The 3,527-nt window shown below is 65.2% G+C and carries 4 protein-coding genes; 3 read left to right on the top strand and 1 reads right to left on the bottom strand.

Going from position 1 to position 3,527, the window contains the following annotated elements; all coding sequences use genetic code 11:
• Positions 1 to 1,292 (top strand): S16 family serine protease (locus tag ACKOED_RS12165; protein WP_408916860.1); only part of this gene is annotated, 1,292 nt, incomplete at its 5' end.
• Positions 1,293 to 1,541: 249 nt separating this feature from the next.
• Here the strand turns inward: ACKOED_RS12165 and ACKOED_RS12160 are convergent.
• Positions 1,542 to 2,420: a polyprenyl synthetase family protein gene (locus ACKOED_RS12160; protein ID WP_408916859.1), complete on the bottom strand. Its 879-nt coding sequence runs from the start codon at positions 2,418 to 2,420 to the stop codon at positions 1,542 to 1,544.
• A 39-nt stretch (positions 2,421 to 2,459) separates the two neighbouring features.
• Here ACKOED_RS12160 and mtgA point away from each other — a divergent pair, with 39 nt between their 5' ends.
• A complete protein-coding gene (gene mtgA, locus ACKOED_RS12155; protein WP_408916858.1) occupies positions 2,460 to 3,224 on the top strand; it encodes a monofunctional biosynthetic peptidoglycan transglycosylase in 765 nt (254 codons plus the stop codon).
• Between the two features lie 60 nt (positions 3,225 to 3,284).
• Entirely contained in the window at positions 3,285 to 3,470 is a 186-nt protein-coding gene (rpmF, locus tag ACKOED_RS12150) for a 50S ribosomal protein L32 (RefSeq protein WP_408916857.1), read from the top strand.
• The last annotated feature ends 57 nt before the right edge of the window (positions 3,471 to 3,527 follow it).

Below are 3,527 nucleotides of genomic sequence, written 5' to 3'. Positions count from 1 at the left end.
TAGCCGGCGATCCGGATGATCTCCATGCGGTCAAGCAGGGCCGGCGGAATGTTGAGCGTGTTCGACGTGGTCACGAACATCACGTTCGAGAGATCATATTCGACCTCCAGATAGTGGTCCATGAACGTCGCGTTCTGCTCGACGAGATCGACAAGATGGGCATGGATTTCCGCGGCGATCCGTCGGCGGCGCTGCTCGAGGTCCTGGATCCCGAACAGAACTCGACATTCATGGACCACTATCTGGAGGTCGAATACGACCTCTCGAATGTGATGTTCGTGACCACGTCCAACACGCTCAACATTCCGCCGGCGCTGCTCGACCGCATGGAGATCATCCGGATCGCGGGCTACACGGAGGAAGAGAAGCTCGAGATCGCCAAGCGCCACCTGCTGCCCAAGGCGGCCGAACACCACGGGCTTCAGCCCAAGGAGTTCGAGGTGACGGAGGAGGCCCTCTACGAGGTGATCCGCCGCTACACCCGCGAGGCGGGCGTGCGCAACCTGGAGCGTGAGGTGAATTCGCTCGCCCGCAAGGCGGTGAAGGAGATCATCACCTCCAAGAAGAAGAAGATCCAGGTGACGCCCGAAGTGGTGCACCAGTATCTCGGCGTGCCGAAGTTCCGCTACGGCGAAGCCGAGCGCGAGGACCAGGTGGGCGTGGTGACCGGCCTTGCCTGGACCGAAGTCGGCGGCGAGATCCTGACGATCGAAGCCCTGATGATGCCCGGAAAAGGCAAGATGACGGTGACCGGCAATCTGCGCGACGTGATGAAGGAGTCGATCTCGGCCGCCTCGTCCTATGTGCGCTCGCGCGCCGCGACCATCGGCGTCAAGCCGCCGGTGTTCGACAAGCGCGACATCCACGTGCATGTGCCGGAAGGGGCGACACCCAAGGACGGCCCGTCGGCGGGCATCGCCATGGTGACCGCCATCGTCTCGGTGATGACCGGCATTCCGGTCCGGAAGGACGTGGCGATGACCGGCGAGATCACGCTGCGCGGCCGCGTGCTGCCGATCGGCGGCCTCAAGGAGAAGCTGCTCGCGGCGCTGCGCGCCGGGATCAAGAAGGTGATGATCCCCGAGGAGAACGTGAAGGATCTGGCGGAGATTCCCGAAAACGTGAAGAAGGGTCTCGAGATCATCCCGGTCTCGCGCATGGACGAGGTGCTGCAGCATGCGCTGGTGCGCATGCCGGAGCCCATCACCTGGGACGAGGAGGCGGAAGAAGCGGCAGCCGCCGCCCGTGCCGCCGCCGAGAAGGCGGGGGAGGGCGCGGCCCGCGCCCACTGAAGCTTGCGCTTTCCACCGAATCACCGCCTCATGGCGGCGGTCAACGGAACGGGGGAGATTGCGGCAGCAGAGATCTGACCTTCGAACGGCTCAAATCACATCGGCCCCGTGCGCCCTCAGAAAACGCACGGGGCATTTATTTTGGGCGGTTCTTGCGCCTGCTTTGGCATCTCAACGGCGTGTCCCGCCTCTTCTGTGGAGCCATATCCTTTGTGCTCTGTCTCAGTTGACCCCACTGCCGGGCCAGGCCTATTTGCGGCGGCTGACGATAAAGCGCGCGGCCTCCGTCAGTGTCGCGGCCAGATCGCCGTAGGGCGCGAGGCTGGCGATCGCCTCGTCCACCAGCGCATGGGCCCGCGCTTTGGCGCCGTCGAGGCCCAGGAGATCGACGAAGGTGGCCTTGCCCATGACCTTGTCCTTCTGGGTGGCCTTGCCGAGGGCTTCGGGCGTGGATTCAACATCGAGAATGTCATCGGCGATCTGGAAGGCGAGGCCGATCTTCGCGGCATAGCGGGTCAGCGGTGCCGGATCCGCCCCGCCCAGTATGGCGCCCGCCTCGCAGGCGAAGCGAAACAGCGCGCCGGTCTTGAGCGACTGGATTTCGGTGATGGCTGAAAGCTCCTGCGCCCCGCCGGTTTCGGCCGCGATGTCCAGCATCTGGCCGCCCACCATGCCCGCCACGCCCGCCGCTTTCGCGAGGCCCGAAACCAGCGCGATCCTCATCCCCGGGTCAGGGTGGGTTTCGGGATCGCTAAGGATTTCGAAGGCATAGGTCAGCAGCGCGTCACCCGCCAGAATGGCGGTGGCCTCGTCGAAGGCCTTGTGGGCGGTGGGCTTGCCGCGCCGCAGATCGTCATCGTCCATGGCGGGCAGATCGTCATGCACCAGCGAATAGCAATGCACGCATTCGAGCGCCGCCCCGGCCCTGAGCGCCCGGGACCGCGGCACGTCAAACAGGCTTGCGGACTCGACCAGCAGGAAGGGCCGGAGCCGCTTGCCCTGGCCCAGCGCGGCATAGCGCATGGCTTCCGTCACCCGCGGCGCCGGAAAGGCCCCAGGCGGCAGCAGCCGGTCGAGCAGGGCATCGGTATCGGCGGCCGTGCGGGCGAGGGCATCCTGAAAGGACACGGGGCAAATCCTGTGCTAAGGCCGCTCCTCATTAGGATCATGAGCGAGGAAACTCAACCAGCCGCCGCCGCCCTTGCCGCGGAAAGCGAGGGCGTGGCCGCCCCCCGGCGGGGCTGGCCGCGCGCCTTGCGCTGGGCGCTCTATGGGCTCGGATTTCTCGTCGCCTGGCCGATCGTCATGACGCTGGTCTATGCGGTGGCGCCGCCGCCCTTCAGCAATGTCATGCTGCTCCGGGCGCTGGGCGGCGCCGGAATCGACAAGCAATGGGTGAGCCTCGATGAGATGTCGCCCTGGCTGCCGCGCGCCGTGATCGCCTCCGAGGACGCCCGCTTCTGCCAGCACCGCGGGGTGGACTGGATCGAGTTCCAGAGCGTCATCGACGATGCGCTGGAAAGGGACGAGGCCCCGGTGCGCGGCGCCTCGACCATCCCCATGCAGACCGCCAAGAACCTGTTCCTGTGGGACGGCCGCTTCGCCATCCGCAAGGTGCTGGAGCTGCCGCTGGCCATGTGGATGGACCTGATATGGTCCAAGCGCCGGATGATGGAAATCTATCTCAACATCGTGGAATGGGCGCCGGGCGTCTATGGGGCCGAGGCCGCCGCCTGGCATCATTTTGGCAAGCCCGCGAAAAAGCTCAATAAAACCGAAGCCGCCCGGCTGGCCGCGGTGCTGCCCAACCCGATCAGGCGAAATGCCGGCAAGCCCTCCAAGGGGGTGCGGGCCATCGCCAGCCGCATCCTGGTGCGCATGGCCGGGATTGGCCCCTATCTCACTTGCCTTGCGCCGCCGTCTCGGTTATGAGGTCGCCCATCCGCAAGGCGTGGGCAGTTCCCCCGCGCTTTTTTCTTATGGAGTTTCAACATGGCCGTTCCACGCAAGAAAATGTCCAAGAGCCGCATCGGCATGCGCCGGTCCGGCCATCAGCTGCCCACCGTCACCTGGGTGGAGGACAAGAAATCGGGCGAGCTCCGCCGCCCGCATCACATTGACCTGATGACCGGGCTCTACAAGTGCAGCCAGGTGCTGAAGCGGAAGGCCGAAGCCTGAGAGCAATTGCTTCATCGGTTTTGTGAATCCAGCCCGCGGGGTGGGGTTGTGTTGTTG

It is taken from the genome of Aestuariivirga sp., from assembly GCF_046093005.1.
Taxonomy (GTDB): Bacteria; Pseudomonadota; Alphaproteobacteria; order Rhizobiales; family Aestuariivirgaceae; genus Aestuariivirga.
Note: the sequence above shows the minus strand (reverse complement) of the source record. Positions and strands in the feature narration are given on the sequence as shown.

Excerpts from the sequence above, each read along its gene's own strand:
- mtgA (WP_408916858.1), top strand. The coding sequence starts at position 2,460 with ATGAGCGAGGAAACTCAACCAGCCGCCGCCGCCCTTGCCGCGGAAAGC.
- rpmF (WP_408916857.1), top strand. The coding sequence starts at position 3,285 with ATGGCCGTTCCACGCAAGAAAATGTCCAAGAGCCGCATCGGCATGCGC.